The sequence below is a fragment of the Priestia aryabhattai B8W22 genome (assembly GCF_000956595.1).
Classification (GTDB): Bacteria; Bacillota; Bacilli; order Bacillales; family Bacillaceae_H; genus Priestia; species Priestia aryabhattai.
Genome location: NZ_JYOO01000029.1, coordinates 40,363 through 56,725 on the forward strand (window position 1 = coordinate 40,363; position 16,363 = coordinate 56,725).

The window sequence follows — 16,363 nt, forward strand, 5'->3', positions numbered from 1 at the left end:
TTATTAATGAACAATTAAAATCGAAACAATAAGTACTAAAATAAAAACATAAGCTAAAAGTGTAAAGACAAATTTAGTCTTAAACTGGCTTAGCATCATCAGCGTATTCTTAATGTCAAACATTGGACCAAATACCAAGAATGAAACAATAGCACTGTCTGTAAACGTACTGCGAAACGAGGAAGCGATAAACGCATCTGCAGAAGAACAAAGCGATAATACGTATGCAAGTCCCATCATTACCGCGTTTGATGAAACATCGCCTTGTCCTAACGAAAATAGGGTAGATGTCTTAACAAACGTCTGCATCCCGGCTGCAATTAATCCTCCGATAATCAGAAATTTCCCAACAGAAAAAAACTCATCAATCGTATGACGGGTAGCTTCTGAAAGCTTCGCACTCATTTTTTTGGGGGAAGTACGCAGATGAACCTCACGTTTCGTCTGAGGTGTTTTAAACTGAAAACTTAAAATGAGACCTACAAGTAAGGAAACAATAAAAGCTACTCCTGCACGATACAATACTATCTTCCAATCATTCCCGAAAGCTACAAAGGTAGAAAATAAAACAACTGGATTAATAATAGGACCTGTTAGCATAAAAGGAATAGCAGCGTAAAGAGGAACTCCTTTTGCCATTAAACGTCTAGTAATAGGAACAATTCCACATTCGCAGGCTGGAAAAAGAGCTCCAATCACACTAGCTAATAGGACAGCACCTATTTTATTTTTAGGAATAACTCGAGCCATCATTTCATCAGTTACAAAAATTTGAATAATTCCTGAAATGATTACGCCTAGTAATACAAAAGGAAGGGCTTCGATGAGAATACTAATAAATATAGTATTCATTTGTAATAGAGACGAATTCACTATCTTCACTCCAAATTAAGATTATTTAAAAGTGCATTAGTACAATAAAGTTGAATTTGGTCAACTTACAGATAGTGTATCGTAAAAAAGGAAGGGAATAAAGCTTTTTCAAGAAAGGGATTAAAAGGATTTTTCTGTTATTTATTCAAAAAATGTCCCATATTACGATAAAACTATTGACGCAACTTTAATTAACAGATAACATTGATGATAATGATTATCAGCGTCAAAAAGAGTATATACATAGGAGGAAGCGTTAAAATGAAGCAAGTTAAAAAGTTCAGACTGGCCAGTATAGCTGCTATTGTTTCTATTTTATTTGTTCTAGCAGGGTGTGGGTCAACTCAAAATTCATCAAAAGAAAATTCAGATAATAGTCAAAAGGTATCTGTTCAGCATGAGCTTGGGAAAACAAAAGTTCCTAAAAATCCAAAAAAAGTCGTTGTCCTTGAACTATCTTTTGTAGATGCTTTGCAAGGTTTAGGAATGAAGCCAGTAGGAATTGCAGACGACAACAAAAAAGATATGATTGAAAAACTCGTAGGTGGGAAAATCAATTATACTTCAGTAGGAACACGTCAACAGCCAAATTTAGAAGTAATTAGTTCCCTGCAGCCGGACTTAATTATTGCCGATGTGCAGCGTCATAAAGCAATTTATAAAGAATTAAACAAAATTGCGCCTACAATTGAATTGAAAAGCCGTGAATCTACATATGAAGAAAATATAGATTCATTTAAAACAATTGCGAAAGCAGTAGGAAAAGAAAAAAAAGCAGAACAGCGCTTAAATGAGCATGAAGAAACAATTTCAAAATTAAAAAATGAGTTAAAAGAAGAAAGTGGTCAGACAGTCTTACCAGCAGTTGTCAGAGATACTTCTTTCCAAGCGCATACGTCTTCTTCTTATGACGGAGAGTTCCTTGAAAAGCTAGGGTTGAAGAACGCTGTGAAAAACAAAGAAGCATATGCTGAGATGAATTTAGAACAGTTGTCAGACATTAATCCAGATATTTTAATCCTAGCAAATAACGAAGGTAAACTTGTAACGGATGAATGGAAAACAAATCCTCTTTGGGAAAATTTAAAAGCTGTTAAAAATGATAAAGTTTTTGTAGTAGACCGTGATTTATGGACAAGATTCCGAGGAGTGATTTCAGCTGAGGCGATTGGAAAAGATACGGTTAAGTTACTAAACAATAAGCAGCAGTAACATAACAGAGTCTGACAAAGAGGCGAGAATAGTTATTCTATTCTTGCTTCTATTTGTTTAGAAAAGAAAACTGTAGAAAGTGTGTTGGAAATGACAAATCTTGTCCAAAAGCAAAAAATGAATAAATATATTGTGTTGCTAGCTAGCGTTTGTTTGTTAATCATCGGAATGATTTTGCATGTGGCTGTCGGATCTTCTGCTGTCAGCTTTACAGAGGTAATTAAGGCAATTTTTGCGCCTGATGACTCTAAGCAGACAACAATCGTACAGACGCTTAGACTGCCAAGAGCTGTGCTGGCAGCTCTTATTGGAGCCAGCTTGGCAGCTGCTGGAGCATTGATGCAAGCTATTACACGAAATTCGCTTGCCTCACCCCAAGTGTTTGGGGTAAATGCTGGTGCTTCATTAGCGATTGTAATAGCTTTTATTTTATTTCCTGACCTTACCTCTCAATCAACTGTGTATATTGCCTTTTTAGGAGCAGCTTTAGGAGGAATGACTGTTTATTTGTTCGCATCGGGAGGAAAGACAACTCATGTGAAGCTAGCACTTGCCGGAATGGCTGTGCATTTATTTTTATCGTCACTTACTCAAGGAGTAATTGTGCTAAATGAACAAGCTACGGACGTTTTGTATTGGCTTGTAGGTTCTATTAACGGGAAAGACTGGACTCATGTAAAAATTCTTTTACCTTGGTCGTTTTTAGGTCTTCTCCTAGCTTTTGGATCTTCTCGCTCTATATCGATTCTAGTACTAGGAGAAAATATGGCAACAGGGTTAGGAGAAAAGGTAAAATGGATTCGCTTTTTTGCAGGTATACTAGTCATTATGCTCGCCGGTGCATCTGTTGCTGTTGCGGGGCCAATTGGGTTTGTAGGTCTCATTGTACCTCATATAGCTAGAAAATTAGTAGGGGGAGACTACCAGCGAATTCTGCCATTTTCAGCACTACTAGGAGCCATTTTGCTTGTTTATGCTGATGTACTGTCTCGTTTCATTGCATATCCTTTTGAGTCACCAGTAGGGATTGTAACAGCTCTTATTGGAGCGCCTTTCTTTTTATACCTTGCTAGAAAAGGGAGGAATATTAAGCAATGAAAAGAAAGCACCCTTATCAAATGTTAAGTATCTTATTTTTATGTTTAATAATCACGATTGTAATTAGCTTAGGGGTAGGAGCCGTTTATATTTCCCCTGGAGAAATCTTTCAGCAAATAATTGGAAGTTCTCCAGGAAGTTCATTTATTTTAACGAATTATCGTATTCCACGCACTCTCATTGCTATTGTTGTAGGTGCGGCTTTAGCAGTAGCAGGAGCTATTTTACAAGGGATATTAAAAAATCCACTGGCTTCTCCCGATGTTATCGGTGTAACAAAAGGAGCGGGGCTATTCGCCGTTTTCATCTTAATTGTATGTCCAACTGCTTCTATGCTTCTGCTGCCGCTTTCAGCTTTTTTAGGAGCAGCAGCCATAGCCGTTATACTTATGGTGTTTTCCTACTCTCAAGGAGCTAAACCTCATACGCTGGCTTTAGTTGGCGTAGCGTTAGGAGCTATTTGTCAGGCTGGAATTCAGTATTTTATGATTAAGTTTCCAGATGACGTGAATACAACTCTTCTTTGGCTCACAGGAAGTTTATGGGGAAGAGGCTGGAGTGAGCTTTGGATGTTAATTCCTTGTGTTGCACTCGTGCCTTTTATTATTATATTTGCATCTAAGCTCGACATTTTAAACTTAGGAGATGAGATTGCAGTTGGCTTAGGAGAGCGAACGAAATACGTTCGTTATACACTATTGAGTATGGCTGTGATATTGACAGGGTTATCTGTAGCAGTGGTTGGGTCAATTGGTTTTATTGGTTTAATTGCTCCTCATATTGGCAGGAGGTTAGTAGGAAGCCGTTCGAAATTCTTGTTACCAGTTTCGGCAGCAGTAGGTGCTTTATTCCTGCTAATTGCTGATAGTTTAGGAAGAGGGGTTATGCCGCCCGTTGAGATTCCAGCTGGAATCGTAACAGCTGTTATTGGCGCCCCTTATTTTCTATATTTACTGCGCCGTGAGCAGAAAAAATAGAGGAAAGGAGGAACACAGTAATGACAAAATTAACTGCTGAAAAACTTTCACTATCATATGATTCAACTTCTGTTATTCGTAATATTGACCTTCACATTCCAGAAGGAAAGGTAAGCATAATCATTGGATCAAATGGCTGCGGAAAATCAACAATCCTTCGTTCATTGGCCCGTTTATTAAAGCCTACAGAAGGAAGTATATATTTAAATGGAAAAGATATTCATCGTCATTCATCAAAAGAAGTAGCAAAAAAACTGGCTATTTTGCCTCAAGCTCCTGAAGCTCCTGAAGATTTAACAGTAAAAGAGCTGTGCTATTACGGTCGTCACCCTCATAAGGGCTTATTTGCTCGCTATTCTGCTGAAGATCATCAAGTTGTAGAGGAGGCTTTACAGGCAACCAAACTGTCTAATTTAAGTCATCGTACACTGGATGCTCTCTCTGGAGGACAGCGTCAGAGAGCATGGATTGCAATGGCATTGGCACAGGGTACGGAGCTTCTGCTTTTGGATGAGCCTACCACATATTTAGATTTAGCTCATCAGATTGAAGTGCTTGAACTTCTTCGTTCCTTAAACCAAAAGAGAAATTGTACAATTGTGATGGTCTTACACGATTTAAACCAAGCAGCTCGCTATGCAGACCATTTAATCAGTATTTCAAACGGTCAGATTTACAAAGAAGGTTCTTCTGCTCAAGTATTTACAGAAGAAATGATAAGAGATGTGTTTAATTTATCCTCAACTATTATTCAAAATCCGGTTGATGGTTCACCTTTATGCATACCAACTGGAATTATAAAATAAACTGCGTTTTAAAACAGCGTACTATTTTTACATAGTACGCTGTTTTACATTTAAGATCAGAGCTAACAGTTTATACAATACATAGATTCCAAGATATGCACCGGTTAATAAAAAAGCTGAATTTAAAAAGATTGCATGAATGCTCGTCATAAAAACAGTATGGTTTTTTAAGATACGGTAGATAGAAGCAGCAGCTATATTTCCAAATACCAGCGCTGAAAGAAGGGCTAGCGTATTAAAAACTAGCTCTGCTCCTTTCCATTTGAGTGAGAAAAAGAGCATGATAACAGGAACAATAATACTTCCAGAAACCAACAGGAAAATCAATAGACCATCTCCAGTACGTTATCTTATTACAGTTACATAAGATAATGTTTTTACTTATTTTTAGATAGTCTTCCCTTTTTATGGTCTGTTAAGCTTTTTTCTTCCATTTTTTACTTATGTAAAAAAGTAAAATAATGGATAAAACCACTAAGATGATTTTGCCTTGCATAGATCCTTGGGAAATATGATAAACCGAATAAACTTCAATAAAAAGCGCTGGAATTTTTCCAAGTGCGCTAGCAGAAATGAATACCGCAAAGGAGCCTTGTCCTACAGCGCTGAAGAATGTAATGAGGCCTGATGGAACAAAGGGAAGTAATCGCAAAGAAAGAATGAATATAAAACTCTCTTTCCCTTGTACGCGCAGCAGCTTTAGCCACTTGGAGTGAGAAGGTGTTTTTGTATGAACAAGTGTACGGAAACCTTTTCGGTACAGCCAAAAAGAGAGAGCTACACCTAAAACTTCTCCAATAAAAGAAAGCAAAAATCCGTTCCAAAAACCAAATAATTTTACATTTACGAACGTAAGGGGCGCGCTAGGAAATACGCCCGTAATGCTAATAAGGATGTTCAAGAGAACACTAATAAGCTCTGCTGCTTCTAAGTGTTCAACCAGAAATGTTTGAAGGTAGTCAGCCATGTTATACTCCCGTTTATGTTTTATATGTAGGGCTAATGTAAGCTCATTTTCTACTATTATATAATTTTTGGCATGAAATAAGCAGTATGCAGTTTATAAAAAACGAAACAGGGTAACTACTTACTAATGAAAGATGATTTACTCATTTGAAGGGATGGACAACTCATGTTGAAATTTTTGCTTGTTATTGTGGTTGTATTATTAATTATTATGATTTTTAAACGCATTATCCGAAAATAAAAAAGCTAACTAAGCAGCTCGTGAGACCTTTCTCACGAGCTCTTTTGCGGAGCTATTCAGCAGCTCAACAATATACTTTTTACTGTGATGAATATCACTGCAGCTAGGGGAATGAAGAGGTAAGATAGAAATGGGAGGGAGGTATATGGAACTATTATTCTATCTCAGCACTTATTTATCAGGGGGAGCTATCGCATTATGGCTAATTAATGCAGCATTTAATGGATTATTAAAATAACAGAGGGAGAGAAAATGAACGATTCTAAAGGTATATTTAACAATAAAGAAAGAAAGCTTGCTCGCTATTTGGAGACGTACACAACCGAGCAGATTTTAAACGAAGCAGGCATGTCTTCATCTGCTGCGTTATATGAGTTGAAAAAAATAAGATTACCGCGGGCAGTTGCTAATACGATTGTTTATTACGTCCTGGCAACAAATAATCAAAAGCTGGTTATGTACAAACTGCTAATGTTAGCTGGCGTTTGTAAAAAGCTTGGCATTCAAGATGCAAACGCAGCCCTCACTTTTATCAAAAAATATTACGTTTGTCATCAGCATTTACACTAAAAAGTACATCTTTCTGAGGGGGAAAAGAGATGAATATTGTCCCGTTTAAGCAGCGTTCATCTGTGGAAATTTATCAAGGTAGAGAACAGCCGTTTCAATGTTTCATTGAGGGAGATCGATTTCAGTTAGATTTGTATATGACATATTTATTTCATTGCTGCCATTCTAGCAGGTATAGATATAGCCGTGCTAACAGAAAGGGTAGGATGTAATGATAAGATACCAGTGGTAAGCGGCTTCATTTTTCCTCATGGAATAATGAAGCCGTTTGTTGTGTTAGAAAGAATGATTTACTATGATGTAGTTAATGATAAAAGAAAGAGGAAGGGAAGGAACGTAATGGACGTACATAAGTGGGAATATTGGATTTCAAAGCTCGAGCTGCAGCCTCATCCAGAAGGAGGGTTTTATAAGCAAACCTATCGCTCCAATGATGAAATTTCTGATAAAGAAGTGTCATCGCAGTTTAATGATAAACGATTTCTATATACAAGTATTTATTTTTTATTAAGGTCTCAAGATGTATCACATTTCCACCGGCTGCAATCAGATGAATTATGGTACTATCATGGGGGAAGTCCTTTAACCATTCATATTATCTACCGCGACGGAACTTATCAAGAAGTAAAACTAGGTACAAACTTAGAAAATGGAGAAGTTCCTCAATTTTTAGTTCCAAGAGATACCATTTTCGGTTCCTCTGTCGCAAATGAGAATACGTTTTCCCTGGTAGGATGTATGGTCGCACCAGGCTTTGATTTCCGTGACTTTGAATTATTCACAAAACAGCAGCTGCTTGATGAATTCCCCGAGCATGTCGTGATCATCGACAAATTAGGGTACGATAAATTGCCAAATGATTAAAAAGCATGCATCTCGGTTTGATGCATGCTTTTTTCATTTGAACCAGCCTTTTTCCTTAAAGCGAGTAATGGCTTCAATGCGGTTCTTTACTTCGAGTTTGTCCAGAATGGTAGAAATATAGTTGCGCACTGTTCCAGTCTTAATAGATAGTTCATCAGCAATTTCTTTTGTGTTTTTTCCATCAGCTACTAGAGCTAATACTTCTTTCTCTCTTGCTGTAAGAGGACTGGTAGATTCACTATATAAGTCATCCACTAATTCTGGAGCATAGAGGCGCCTGCCTGCCATCACGCTTCGAATTGAATTTGCGAGTTCTTCACTTGGACTATCTTTTAGCAAGTATCCACTCACGCCTGCTTTCAAAGCTCTTTGAAAATAGCCGGAGCGAGCGAACGTTGTCAAAATGATGACTTTGCAGTTTAAATCTTTCAGTTCCTCTGCAGCTTCAAGCCCAGTTTTAAGAGGCATCTCGATATCCATTACGCATATATCTGGCTGATGCTGCTTAGCAAGTGATACCGCTTGTTCCCCATTTGAAGCTTTTCCGACAACTTCCATGTCATCTTCTAAATTTAACAAAGAGCCTAAAGCTCCTAACATCATTTGCTGATCTTCGGCAATGACAATTCGAATCATAATTGTTCCTCCTTAATATGTTTGACGATGTTTGGAACTGTAATATGAATAATCGTCCCCCCTTGACTGGAGATATCAAGATGGCCGTTTACAAACTCCAACCGCTCTTTCATTCCTAAAAGACCGTTTCCTTCCCAGCAGGTTTTTTTCGTATTAATACCCACTCCATTGTCTTCTACCGTTATGCCTACTTCTTTTGCAGACTGATGTAAAGTAATCGTGCAAACGGTGGCTTGACTATGTTTGACCACATTGGTTACTGCTTCTTTTAAGCACATGCTAAGAATATTTTCAATTAGCAAAGACACATTCTCTAGTGAAATAGCCTTTTCTCCTACAAACGTAATTTCGGCAGCTTCTAAAAGCTCTTGAACGCGTTTTAGTTCTTCGCTAAGGCGGATTCCACGCATTTGGGAAACCATTTTTCTCACTTCATTAAGAGCCGTGCGCGCTGTTTGCTGGACATCTTTTAATTCTGATTTTGCTTTTTCAGGATCTTTTGCAATAAGTTTTCTTGCTAAATCACTTTTTAGACCGATAAGAGACAGCTTTTGCCCTAACGTATCGTGCAGGTCGCGAGCTATACGCTGGCGCTCTTCCTGTTTTACAAGCTCAGAAATACGTTTATTTGCATCTTCCAGCTGTTCTTCCAGTCGGTCTCGCTTCTTCCGGTTATAAATGCTAAATGGCAGTACAATCACACTGATGGAAATTACAAAAATGAAAGGCAGCTGTTTTAAAAAGATCTCTTCTTGCATAACAACGTTAAAGTTTACCGAAATAACGGTGCTGATCAAATGAACAGCATACAAAGTGAAGAAAGCGAGCCGCTTGTGGATATTTCCAATAAAATAAGCGATAAAAAAAGCGAAGTAAAAAGCAAAGTAAATATAATTAAAAATCGTTGTTAGGGCTAAGGAAATGACGATTAATAAAGCCGTCCAGACGTAAACGGACTTGTCTGTTGAAACAAATGCAAAACGATAGAAAATAAAAAATAAGATGGTGAGTAAAGAGCCAAGAATAATGTGATTCATGGATGAAGACTGTAAGATAAAATAAAATGGTAAAATGGCAAATACCGTCCATATGTAAGGAGATAGCCCAGTGATTTTTTGGAAAAACGTATATTTTTTCATAAAGAACCTCATTTGCTTGTTAAAATACACTATTAGTTTACCACAAAGTAGAATGAAATAAGTTTAGGCGGATAGATAAAACAGTCAAGCTTTTGAAAGCTTGACTGTTTTATTAAAGTTCTGCTTTTGTTTGAGATGAAATTCTGCTTGCTTTTGGTCCAGCTGAGCGTTTTTTTATTTCTTTAAAGCTCACAAACATTTTGTTTTCTTCATCCCATAAACGGAATCGAAGAGAGCGAAGGCTTGTTGCGAGTGTAATGGTTGGTACATTTTGAAGAGGCTGTGTGTGTTGATGAACAGCTTCAAGCTTATAGTTAGGCACTCTTGGGCTTAAATGATGTACGTGGTGAAACCCGATATTGCCTGTTAGCCATTGCAATAGTTTTGGAAGCTTGTAAAATGAACTTCCTTCAACGGCTGCTTTTACATAATCCCAGTGCTCATCTTCTTCAAAATAAGAATCTTCAAATTGATGCTGTACATAAAACAGCCAAATTCCAATTGAACCTGAAATGAAGAAAATCGGTCCTTGAATTAATACAAACGCCTGCCAACCTACCAACCAGCAGGTCGCTGCTGCTAATGCAACAATCAATACATTTGTAAGATACGTGTTCATTCTCTCTTTTTTCTTCGCATTTTTTCGATTGAATCGGTTTGTAATCAAAAATACATATATAGGTCCCACGCCGAACATAACGAACGGGTTGCGATAGATACGGTAAGCGATTTTTTTCCAAATAGAAGCTTCTTTATATTCTGTTACGGTTAACACCCAAATGTCACCTGTACCTCTTTTATCTAAGTTGCTGCTTGTTGCATGGTGAATTGCATGGCTATGTCCCCATTGACTGTAAGGAAACATCGTTAAGACACCGGTAATTGTTCCGAGAATTTTATTGTGTTGTCTATTCTTAAAGAAAGAGTAGTGACAACAGTCATGAAAAATAATGAATATTCTTACTAAAAACCCTGCTGCGATAACAGTTAGCGGAAATGCTAAAAAATAAGAAATTGAAAGGCTCTCATAAGCGAGAAACCATAGTGTGAAAAAAGGTAAAAAAGTATTAATCAATTGTCTTATGCTGTCTTTCATTACTGCTTTTTCAAAAGGTGCAACTTGTTTTCGTAAATTCTTTTGTTTTTGTATAGTCATATGAAATTCCTTTCATCACCGTATATTATCCTCAGTATAAAGGGATTTTTCTGACTATTTAAGACATACGTGTCATATAGAAACTATGACACTTGTCATATATACGTAGGGGGAAGCTGTAAAAAATGAAAAAAAGCGGTATTTAACAGTCTGCGGTTCTGATAAAATTATACAGTGAAGGCTTAGTGTTACGGAGCATTTAAGGAGAAAAAGGAGTTTGAAATGAATAAAAGAAATAGATGGGTATATTTGCTTCTAGCTATTATTATCATGGGAGCAGGCCTTTTATCAAGAAAACTTACTGCGTATCTTCCTCACATCGTAAATATATATGCGGGAGATTCGTTATGGGCCTTAATGATTTTTGTCAGCGCGGGTTTTTTGTTTCCTACATGGAAGACAAAAATGATTGGTACGTTTGCTATAGTGTTTTGTTACTTCATTGAATTTACACAGCTGTATCACGCCCCGTGGATTGATGACATAAGAAAGACTGCGTTAGGAGGGCTCATTCTGGGGTATGGCTTCTTATGGAGCGATATACTAGCCTATTCGATTGGAGTCGCGGCAGGAATGAGCTGCGAGTACTATAGATATCGATTTAAAAGATCCGCCTAGCAAATACGGTTCAATGAATCTTAGAACTAAGCTGAGGATGGAATAAGCCTTAGGGTTATGAAGCAGGATGTATATACATAAAAATAAACTTATGCATAAAACTTTTTATTTAAAACCTATTGTCTATTCGTTGAACAAGAGGAAGAGAGGGGATTATTTGAATTTAATAGCCTGGATGATTATTGCATGTGAAATCGCTTTTTGGATAGTCATCATTTTAGGATTAGCAACAAGGTATATGTTTAAGAAACAAAAGCTCAGTTTTTTTATTTTAGCTCTAACACCCGTTGTTGATTTTTTTCTTCTGATTGTGACGAGCGTAGACCTTTACGTAGGTGCTAAAGCGACTTACGCTCACGCTATTGCAGCCGTGTATATTGGAATTTCGATCGCTTTTGGAAAAAGTATGATTCAATGGGCAGACGAACGCTTTCAATATTATGTGATGAAAAGCGGTGAAAAACCTCGTAGGCGCTATGGAAAAGAATATGCAAAGCATTATTTTAAGTCATGGATACAGCATCTTGTTGCTTACGCTATTGGGGCAACTCTTTTAGGGGCGATGATGTATATAGTACCAAATGGAAAAACCAACGTGCTGCAAAATGTAGTGGAATTTTGGACAGTTATTGTAGGAATTGATTTCTTATTATCTCTTTCTAATTTTGTTTGGCCTAAAAAAGAAAAAGAGTCCGGTTATACCAACTTATAAAAAGGCATCATCATGCGTGAAAAACCAGTGAAAAAACCTCTTCGTAAAGAGGTTTTTTCTTTTACCGTCCAGGGTATAGGTATATAAATGATGCTTGTCTGAGGTAGTTCAGTTTAGTTGCTTAAGCGGCTAAACTGCTTTTTGTGCAAATATATGTACATTTTATGTGGCATGCATGATAAGAATTCTGTGTATTCCATATACTACCTCATATGAAAGATAGACAAGTGATACAATACAGTTTGTTTTTAGGAGAGCTTTTATGAAAAAACGCCGGTTGGACTTTATTTTTTTATTTATTATTTTACTTTCAATTTATGCTTTCTTTTTTACCTCTATTGATATTCATTGGAAGTATGCCTTAGTTGGATTATATGGTGTCATCATTTTCATTTGTATGTATTCACTTATGCTTGAAAATCGAACGCCTGAAAGTACGTTGGTTTGGATGTATGTCCTCTTTTTCTTCCCTGTTGCAGGTTTTTTCTTTTATTTGTATTCAGGACAGCTCTATTTAAAGGGGCATATGTTCAAAAAAAAGCGTATGCATAACCGAGAGATGCTTAGAAAGATGGCAGATAAAGAAACGACGCCTGATCTATCTACGCTTCAATCTCATCAGCGTTACTTTGCTCAGTATCTTCAATGTGTATCTTTGACAAAGATGAATGTTCATACAAAAACCTACGTCCTTAAGAACGGGCAAGAAACGTTTAATGAAATCAAAAAGCATTTGCAATCAGCAAAACATTTTATTCATATGGAATACTATATGTTTCACTCAGATTCTCTAGGAAAAGAAATCATTGATATTTTAATAAAAAAAGCAAGCGAAGGTATAGAAGTGCGCTTTACATTCGATACAATGGGAAGCTTTACACTATCGGGTTCAGATATTAAACGAATGAAGAAAGCGAATATTAAAGTGTATCCTTTCCTACCTATTAAGTATGGATTTTTTAATCAAAAATTCAACTTTCGAAACCACCGTAAAATAGTCGTAATTGACGGGGAAGTAGGTTTTGTAGGGGGATTGAATGTTGGGGATGAGTATCTAGGGAAAAACAAAAAAATTGGCTTTTGGAGAGATACTCACCTGATGCTAAAAGGTGAATCCGTTCAAACCTTGCATTCGATCTTTATGTTCGATTGGGAATACGTTTCTGGGGAATGCTTAATTAACAATGAAGCCTATACAAAACCTCATCCTGTCGAAGGAGAAGGCTTTGTGCAAGTGGTGGCGACGGGGCCAGATACGCAGGAAAATATGAGTGATTATTACTATACTATGATTACAAGCGCGACGAAATCAATCTGGATTTCAACTCCTTATTTTGTTCCAAATGAAGCCATAAGAACAGCCCTTCGTATTGCGGCTAGAAAAGGTGTAGAGGTACGAATTATGGTACCAGAAATTAATGATGGCTTTCTGACTCAATATGGAACAAGGTCATATTTTGCCGAACTTCTTCGATGTGGAATTGAAGTATATTCGTATAGAAAAGGGTTTTTGCATCAAAAAATTGTGATTATAGACGGAGATATGGCTTCGGTCGGTACTGCAAATATGGATATGAGAAGTTTTCATCTGAACTTTGAAGTTAATGCATTTTTAATTGAGGGAGAGACGATTCAAACGCTCATCAAAAATTACGAAGAAGATATGGAAGACAGTCATTTGATCAAACCGGTAGCATTTTACAAGCGAAGCTTAGTAGAACGTTCGAAAGAGTCATTTGCTCGCTTATTTTCAGGTGTTTTATAAAATAAAGTTTGTTTTCAAAAAGCAGGAGGAAACGTATGGGTGAATCTCCATTTGTTAAAAAAGATACGTTTGGTCGAAAGTTACATCGCTTAAAAGAACGTACTAAGCCATTTGTCGTGCGTTTTTCACGGTTTGGTCATGTGGCTCAAGGTGTGGTCTATTTTATCATCGGTATATTAGCGATTCAGACAGCTTTCGGATTAAAAGGCGATTTAGTTACTTCTCAAGGAGCCCTGCACACAATTGCAAAGCAGCCGTTTGGATTTTTAATTTTAATTATTTTGGCAGTAGGTTTAAGTGGATATGCGTTTTGGCAAATCATTTCTGCTATTTTTGATCCTCACCACGTTGGGCATGGTGTAAAAGGCGTTTTTACTCGTTTAGGCTATTTAGTTGTAGCCACGTTTTATATTAGTCTTTGTGTGAGTTCGGTAAAAATTTTGCTTCATGCTCACGTTCATACGTCAGGTAAGCATTATCAAACGGTATCAGCCAAGTTGTTATCTTACCCCTTTGGGCAAACCATCATTGCGCTTACAGGCATCGGCGTTATTATCTTTGGGATTGGACAAGTATATTGGGCTCTTTCAGGACGCTTCCTAAAAAAACTAAAGAAAAATGAAATGTCAAAAGAAGAGTGGCGATGGAGCGGGCATATTGGAAAAGCGGGTATTATTGCTCGAAGTATCGTCTTTGGCATTATTGGCTTCTTTCTTATTCGCACGGCTCTTCAAGCGGATCCAGACGAAACGAAAGGGTTAGATGGAGCCCTTGCTGAAGTAGCACAGCGTCCTTTTGGGTCTGTACTGCTGGCCATCGTATCAATCGGGCTTATGGCATACGGAGTATATATGTTTGCAGAATCAAGGTATAAACGAATTGATCCTTAATAAAATTAAAAAGATGAAAAAGCTACTTTTTGGCCTTCTGCTCATATCATATAGCAGATAGATAGTGAACAGGAGGAGAGGCAGATGCCATCGGTAGTAGGAGCCGTAAATATCTCGAATGTATTGGTTTCATCTTCAGTGGAGTTTGGTGATTGTCTGGCTATTAAGCCAAAGAGTACAGCTTTTACGACAGTCGGTTCTGGTAGCGGGAATACAGGGAATTTTATGAATATTACAAGCAGTGCCAGTACCGCTAATACAATTGATATGGATATTAAGGATCAAAATGTAGTGGGAAATGCATAAGAAACGAAAGCTTATCGTTATCGGACGGTAAGCTTTTTTATTTGAGTTTTACGTATACCCAGACGTTTCTTTACCACAATGTACCTCTAGGATTCTATCTTATAGGAGTAGTAAACTAGACAGGTGATGTCAAAAAGTGGGGAGGCGAAATTATAAAATGAAAAAAATATGTATGAGCCTGATTATTCTCTGTCTTTTCAGTGGAGGATTGGCCCCGATGAGTAAAGGAGCCGCTGCTTCTTCAGTGGGCACTGTCAAAGGTGACAACGTAAACGTATATCGTTCTCCTTCCTTACATTCTTCTGTTATGCAGACAGTGAAAAAAGGAGAAGAATTTCCTGTCATTTCATCTGAAGCTGGAGATGCAGCTCAAGTTACTACTCATACGGTAGTGCCGGGAAATACACTATGGCTATTAGCTAAGCAATACGGTATAACAGTCAGTGATCTGATAAAACAAAATCAGCTAAAAAAGACGGAGCTGATTCCAGGGCAAACGTTAAAAATACCAGCAAAAGGCTTGTTACATAAAGTAGTATCAGGAGATACGCTTTGGAAAATCTCCGTAAAGTACGGTGTAAAAGCGAATGAATTAACAAAGTTAAATCAGCTATCATCAACAAATATTAAGCCTGGACAAATGCTTATTATCCCTGATTACTATGTACAAGTACAGCTTTTGGAAGGGAAAAAGGGCTGGATCAAAAAATCTGATTTAGCGCAAAAGAAGCATCAGCCCGTAGTTATGGGTTGGAGCTTTAATGAAAAAGCAGCAGGCTACACAGAATCGATGAAGCAAAAAAATTTAGACGTTGTTTCACCTCGTTGGTTTACGCTAACGTCAAATGACAAAGTTGTTTCATCTTCTATAAATGAATCATATGTTCAAACGGCTCATAAAAACGGCAAAAAAGTCTGGCCGCTTATTGGTAACAATTTTGATGATGTGCTTACAAGTGATGTGCTAAGTAACAAAGCAAAGCGGCAAAAACTTGTATCGTCAGTAGAAAGTTCGCTAGTGAAAACAAAGAGTGACGGTATTAACGTTGACTTTGAAAATATTAATATCAAAAACAAACAAGATTTTGTTTTATTTATTAAAGAATTAAAAGCAGCGTTAAAGCCTCATGGTATGACTGTTTCAGTAGACGTAACAAGAGAAAATAATGATCCGTTTTGGTCGGGAAGCTTTGATAGAAAACAGATTGGTCAAGTGGCAGACTATGTCATTATGATGGGATATGAAGAACACTGGGGAGGAAGTCAGGTTCCAGGATCTGTTGCTTCGCTGCCTTGGGTGAAAGAAGGAACACAACTTCTTATGAAAGATGTACCTCCACATAAAATCCTGCTAGGAGTTCCTTTTTATACGCGAGAATGGAAAACGGACTTATCAACCAAAAAAGTTGTCACAAAAGACTTAACGATGAAAGAAGCGGAAGCAGTTATCTCTTCTAAAAAGTTAACTAAAAAATGGGATAGCCAAACCTCGCAGTACTATGTGGAATACACCGAAAATGGTACGAAGCATCAA

18 protein-coding genes are annotated in these 16,363 nt (G+C 37.3%); 12 read left to right on the forward strand and 6 right to left on the reverse strand.

Annotated features, from left to right (window positions below):
- Positions 1-3: 3 nt before the first annotated feature.
- Positions 4-873 carry a permease gene (locus N178_RS19895; protein ID WP_045294376.1) on the reverse strand — a complete coding sequence of 290 codons (870 nt, stop codon included), beginning with the start codon at positions 871-873 and terminating at the stop codon, positions 4-6.
- A gap of 261 nt (positions 874-1,134) precedes the next feature.
- Between N178_RS19895 and N178_RS19900 the strand changes: the two genes are divergently transcribed.
- The 4 genes from N178_RS19900 to N178_RS19915 all read left to right on the forward strand — a co-directional run bounded on the left by N178_RS19900 (position 1,135) and on the right by N178_RS19915 (position 4,966).
- Positions 1,135-2,085 carry an ABC transporter substrate-binding protein gene (locus N178_RS19900; RefSeq protein ID WP_045294377.1) on the forward strand — a complete coding sequence of 317 codons (951 nt, stop codon included), beginning with the start codon at positions 1,135-1,137 and terminating at the stop codon, positions 2,083-2,085.
- A gap of 90 nt (positions 2,086-2,175) precedes the next feature.
- Positions 2,176-3,183 (forward strand): FecCD family ABC transporter permease, encoded by a 1,008-nt coding sequence (locus N178_RS19905; RefSeq protein ID WP_045294378.1) that lies wholly within the window; start codon positions 2,176-2,178, stop codon positions 3,181-3,183.
- Positions 3,180-4,160, forward strand: a complete 981-nt coding sequence (locus N178_RS19910; RefSeq protein WP_045294379.1) for a FecCD family ABC transporter permease — start codon at positions 3,180-3,182, stop codon at positions 4,158-4,160. The genes N178_RS19905 and N178_RS19910 overlap by 4 nt, the downstream gene beginning before the upstream one ends.
- Before the next feature lie 20 nt (positions 4,161-4,180).
- Complete coding sequence (locus N178_RS19915; protein WP_045294381.1) at positions 4,181-4,966, forward strand: ABC transporter ATP-binding protein; 786 nt, start codon at positions 4,181-4,183, stop codon at positions 4,964-4,966.
- 27 nt (positions 4,967-4,993) lie between these two features.
- On the opposite strand, the gene N178_RS19920 is transcribed toward N178_RS19915, so the two are convergent.
- Together N178_RS19920 and N178_RS19925 are read right to left on the reverse strand one after the other, a co-directional pair.
- The gene (locus tag N178_RS19920; RefSeq protein WP_045294382.1) at positions 4,994-5,293 is read right to left on the reverse strand and encodes a hypothetical protein; all 300 of its coding nucleotides are present in this window, start codon (positions 5,291-5,293) and stop codon (positions 4,994-4,996) included.
- A gap of 88 nt (positions 5,294-5,381) precedes the next feature.
- Positions 5,382-5,933: a TVP38/TMEM64 family protein gene (locus tag N178_RS19925; protein WP_045294383.1), complete on the reverse strand. Its 552-nt coding sequence runs from the start codon at positions 5,931-5,933 to the stop codon at positions 5,382-5,384.
- 492 nt (positions 5,934-6,425) lie between these two features.
- Between N178_RS19925 and N178_RS19930 the strand changes: the two genes are divergently transcribed.
- A complete protein-coding gene (locus N178_RS19930; RefSeq protein WP_045294384.1) occupies positions 6,426-6,743 on the forward strand; it encodes a hypothetical protein in 318 nt (105 codons plus the stop codon).
- Between the two features lie 339 nt (positions 6,744-7,082).
- On the forward strand, positions 7,083-7,607 hold the full coding sequence (locus N178_RS19935) for a cupin domain-containing protein (RefSeq protein WP_045294394.1): 525 nt from the start codon (positions 7,083-7,085) through the stop codon (positions 7,605-7,607).
- Positions 7,608-7,640: 33 nt separating this feature from the next.
- Here the strand turns inward: N178_RS19935 and N178_RS19940 are convergent, their stop codons facing one another.
- From N178_RS19940 to desA, 3 genes are all read right to left on the reverse strand, one after another.
- Positions 7,641-8,243, reverse strand: coding sequence for a response regulator transcription factor (locus N178_RS19940; RefSeq protein ID WP_013056197.1), 603 nt, complete (start codon positions 8,241-8,243; stop codon positions 7,641-7,643).
- The gene (locus N178_RS19945) at positions 8,240-9,382 is read right to left on the reverse strand and encodes a sensor histidine kinase (RefSeq protein ID WP_045294385.1); all 1,143 of its coding nucleotides are present in this window, start codon (positions 9,380-9,382) and stop codon (positions 8,240-8,242) included. Before N178_RS19945 ends, N178_RS19940 begins: the two co-directional genes overlap by 4 nt.
- Before the next feature lie 112 nt (positions 9,383-9,494).
- Positions 9,495-10,538 carry a Delta(5) desaturase DesA gene (desA, locus tag N178_RS19950; protein WP_045294386.1) on the reverse strand — a complete coding sequence of 348 codons (1,044 nt, stop codon included), beginning with the start codon at positions 10,536-10,538 and terminating at the stop codon, positions 9,495-9,497.
- 222 nt (positions 10,539-10,760) lie between these two features.
- Between desA and N178_RS19955 the strand changes: the two genes are divergently transcribed.
- The 6 genes from N178_RS19955 to N178_RS19980 form a co-directional block, all read left to right on the forward strand.
- On the forward strand, positions 10,761-11,156 hold the full coding sequence (locus N178_RS19955) for a ribosomal maturation YjgA family protein (RefSeq protein ID WP_045294387.1): 396 nt from the start codon (positions 10,761-10,763) through the stop codon (positions 11,154-11,156).
- A 157-nt stretch (positions 11,157-11,313) separates the two neighbouring features.
- Entirely contained in the window at positions 11,314-11,868 is a 555-nt protein-coding gene (locus tag N178_RS19960; protein ID WP_045294388.1) for a hypothetical protein, read from the forward strand.
- Between the two features lie 262 nt (positions 11,869-12,130).
- A complete protein-coding gene (gene cls / locus N178_RS19965) occupies positions 12,131-13,633 on the forward strand; it encodes a cardiolipin synthase (protein ID WP_045294389.1) in 1,503 nt (500 codons plus the stop codon).
- 35 nt (positions 13,634-13,668) lie between these two features.
- Positions 13,669-14,523, forward strand: coding sequence for a DUF1206 domain-containing protein (locus N178_RS19970; RefSeq protein WP_045294390.1), 855 nt, complete (start codon positions 13,669-13,671; stop codon positions 14,521-14,523).
- An 84-nt stretch (positions 14,524-14,607) separates the two neighbouring features.
- Positions 14,608-14,829 (forward strand): spore germination protein, encoded by a 222-nt coding sequence (locus tag N178_RS19975; protein WP_045294391.1) that lies wholly within the window; start codon positions 14,608-14,610, stop codon positions 14,827-14,829.
- A gap of 217 nt (positions 14,830-15,046) precedes the next feature.
- Positions 15,047-16,363 (forward strand): LysM peptidoglycan-binding domain-containing protein (locus N178_RS19980; RefSeq protein ID WP_045294392.1); only part of this gene is annotated, 1,317 nt, incomplete at its 3' end.

Coding starts and splice junctions, on each gene's coding strand:
- N178_RS19900 (WP_045294377.1), top strand. CDS start 1,135: ATGAAGCAAGTTAAAAAGTTCAGACTGGCCAGTATAGCTGCTATTGTT.
- N178_RS19905 (WP_045294378.1), top strand. CDS start 2,176: ATGACAAATCTTGTCCAAAAGCAAAAAATGAATAAATATATTGTGTTG.
- N178_RS19910 (WP_045294379.1), top strand. CDS start 3,180: ATGAAAAGAAAGCACCCTTATCAAATGTTAAGTATCTTATTTTTATGT.
- N178_RS19915 (WP_045294381.1), top strand. CDS start 4,181: ATGACAAAATTAACTGCTGAAAAACTTTCACTATCATATGATTCAACT.
- N178_RS19925 (WP_045294383.1), bottom strand. CDS start 5,933: ATGGCTGACTACCTTCAAACATTTCTGGTTGAACACTTAGAAGCAGCA.
- N178_RS19930 (WP_045294384.1), top strand. CDS start 6,426: ATGAACGATTCTAAAGGTATATTTAACAATAAAGAAAGAAAGCTTGCT.
- N178_RS19935 (WP_045294394.1), top strand. CDS start 7,083: ATGGACGTACATAAGTGGGAATATTGGATTTCAAAGCTCGAGCTGCAG.
- N178_RS19940 (WP_013056197.1), bottom strand. CDS start 8,243: ATGATTCGAATTGTCATTGCCGAAGATCAGCAAATGATGTTAGGAGCT.
- N178_RS19945 (WP_045294385.1), bottom strand. CDS start 9,382: ATGAAAAAATATACGTTTTTCCAAAAAATCACTGGGCTATCTCCTTAC.
- desA (WP_045294386.1), bottom strand. CDS start 10,538: ATGACTATACAAAAACAAAAGAATTTACGAAAACAAGTTGCACCTTTT.
- N178_RS19955 (WP_045294387.1), top strand. CDS start 10,761: ATGAATAAAAGAAATAGATGGGTATATTTGCTTCTAGCTATTATTATC.
- cls (WP_045294389.1), top strand. CDS start 12,131: ATGAAAAAACGCCGGTTGGACTTTATTTTTTTATTTATTATTTTACTT.
- N178_RS19970 (WP_045294390.1), top strand. CDS start 13,669: ATGGGTGAATCTCCATTTGTTAAAAAAGATACGTTTGGTCGAAAGTTA.
- N178_RS19975 (WP_045294391.1), top strand. CDS start 14,608: ATGCCATCGGTAGTAGGAGCCGTAAATATCTCGAATGTATTGGTTTCA.